Here is a 2,180-nt window from a genome sequence, read left to right as displayed (position 1 = left end):
CCGTCGGCGTCGGCGCTGAAGGACTTGCACCGCCCGTCGGGGGACAGACCGTTCTGCCGGCTGAACTCCACGAACGTGCCCGGTGACGACATCACCGTCACACCGCCGGCCAGTGCGAGAGAGCACTCGCCCTGGCGCAGGGCCTGCACGGCGAGGTGCACGGCGACCAGGGAGGAGGAGCAGGCGGTGTCGACGGTGACCGCCGGCCCCTCGAGACCGAACGTGTAGGACACCCGCCCCGACAGCACACTGCCCGCACCGCCGGTCAGCCGGTGGCCGTCGGCGCCCTCGACGGGCTCGAACAGGTACGGCCCGTAGTCGTGGTACATGATGCCCGCATAGACGCCGGTGGAGCTGCCGCGCAGCGAGGCCGGGTCGATGCCGGCCCGCTCCAGCGCCTCCCACGTCGCCTCCAGGTACAGCCGCTGCTGCGGGTCCATGGCGAGCGCCTCACGGGGGGAGATCCCGAAGAACTCCGCGTCGAACTCCGCCGCCTCGTGCAGGAAACCGCCCTCACGGGTGGCGGAGGTGCCGGGCCGGTCCGGATCCAGGTCGTGCAGTCGCTCCAGGTCCCAGCCACGGTCGACGGGGAACGGCGAAATGGCATCGGTGCCCTGCTCCAGCAGCGCCCACAGCTCCTCGGGGGAGGTGACGCCGCCGGGATAGCGGCAGCTCATGCCGACGACGGCGATCGGTTCGCGGGCGGCGGCGAGGAGCTCCTGGTTCTGCTGCCGCAGCCGGGTGGTCTCCTTCAGCGAGTCCCGCAGCGCGGCCACGACCGCTTCGGACGAGGTGCTGTTCATGCTGTCTCTTCTCCAGGACTCAGGAGTCGTGGCTCTCACGAGCCATGCGGACGAGGGCGTCGACGTCGAGGGCGTCGATGTCGAGGTCGGTGGCCTCCGGCGCCGCCGCGGCCGGACCGGCGAGGTCGGCCGGTGCCGGCTCGGCGAGGTCGAGCAACCGCTCGAGCAGTCCGGAAGCGCGCAGCCGGTCGAGCGACAGGGTGGCGAGCATCCGGCGGATGTCCGGCTCCCCGAGATCCGCGGCCGCCGGCACCGCCGGCCCGGTCGCGGCGTCGGTCGCCTCCGCCTTGGGCGCCAGCTCGATGAGCAGCAGGCGGGCGACGGCTTCGGGGGTCGGATGGTCGAAGACCAGGGTGGCGGGCAGTCGCAGGCCGGTGGCCTTGTTGAGGCGGTTGCGCAGCTCGACGGCGGTCAGGGAGTCGATGCCGAGTTCCTTGAAGCCGCGGCGGGCCTCCACCGCGTCGTGGCCGCCGTAGTCGAGCGTCCGCGCGACCTCCTCCCGGACCAGCTCGACGAGCCGGTCCTCCTGCTCGTCGGGGGACAGACCGGCGAGCCGCTCGGCGAGGGAGGGCCGACCCGCGTCCCCGGCCGTCGGCGCGCCGGCCACGGCCTTGCGCGGACCGCCGCGGACCAGGCCGCGCAGCGGCGCGGGCAGGTCCGCCGCCCGCGCCCGCAGGGCCGCGCCGTCCACCGGCAGCGGTACGGCCGCCGCGAGGCCCAGTGACACCGCCGCGTCGAACAGCTCGAGGCCCTGCTGCGGCGCGATCGGGACCATGCCGAGCCGGGCGAACCGGTTGCGGTCGGCCTCGTCGAGGCCCGCCGCCATGCCGCCCTCCGCCCACGGGCCCCAGGCCAGCGACACGGCCGGCAGTCCGTGGGCGCGACGGTGCTGGGCCAGTGCGTCCAGGAAGACGTTGGCCGCGGCGTAGTTCGCCTGACCGGCACCGCCGAGCAGCCCCTGGATCGACGAGAACAGCGCGAAGAGGGTGAGGTTGTGGTCGCGGGTGGCTTCGTGGAGGTTGAGGGCGGCGTCGGCCTTGGGGCGCAGGACGGCGGAGACGCGTTCGGGGGTGAGGGTGGTGAAGACGCCGTCGTCGAGGATGCCGGCGGCGTGGATGACGCCGGTGAGGGGGTGGTCGTGGGGGATGCCGGCGAGGAGGGTGTCGAGTTGGGTGCGGTCGGCGACGTCGCAGGCGGCGAGGGTGACGTGGGCGCCGAGTTCGCTGAGGTGGCGGTGGAGTTCGTCGGCGCCGTCCGCGGCGGGGCCGCGTCGGCTGACGAGGAGGAGGTGGCGTACGCCGTGTTCGGTGACCAGGTGCCGGGCCAGCAGTCCGCCGAGGGCGCCGGTGGCGCCGGTGATCAGCACCGTGCCGCCCG

General features: G+C 74.2%; 2 protein-coding genes. Both read right to left on the bottom strand.

Going from position 1 to position 2,180, the window contains the following annotated elements; translation table 11 throughout:
* The coding region (locus E4U92_RS35270; RefSeq protein ID WP_137304537.1) for a beta-ketoacyl synthase N-terminal-like domain-containing protein at window positions 1–803 on the bottom strand (803 nt) is incomplete at its 3' end.
* A gap of 19 nt (window positions 804–822) precedes the next feature.
* Window positions 823–2,180, bottom strand: a 1,358-nt coding sequence (locus tag E4U92_RS35265) for a type I polyketide synthase (protein WP_137304536.1), incomplete at its 5' end; no start/stop codon positions are given.

This window comes from Streptomyces galbus (genome assembly GCF_005280195.1).
GTDB classification, from domain to species: Bacteria; Actinomycetota; Actinomycetes; order Streptomycetales; family Streptomycetaceae; genus Streptomyces; species Streptomyces galbus.
Note: the sequence above shows the minus strand (reverse complement) of the source record. Positions and strands in the feature narration are given on the sequence as shown.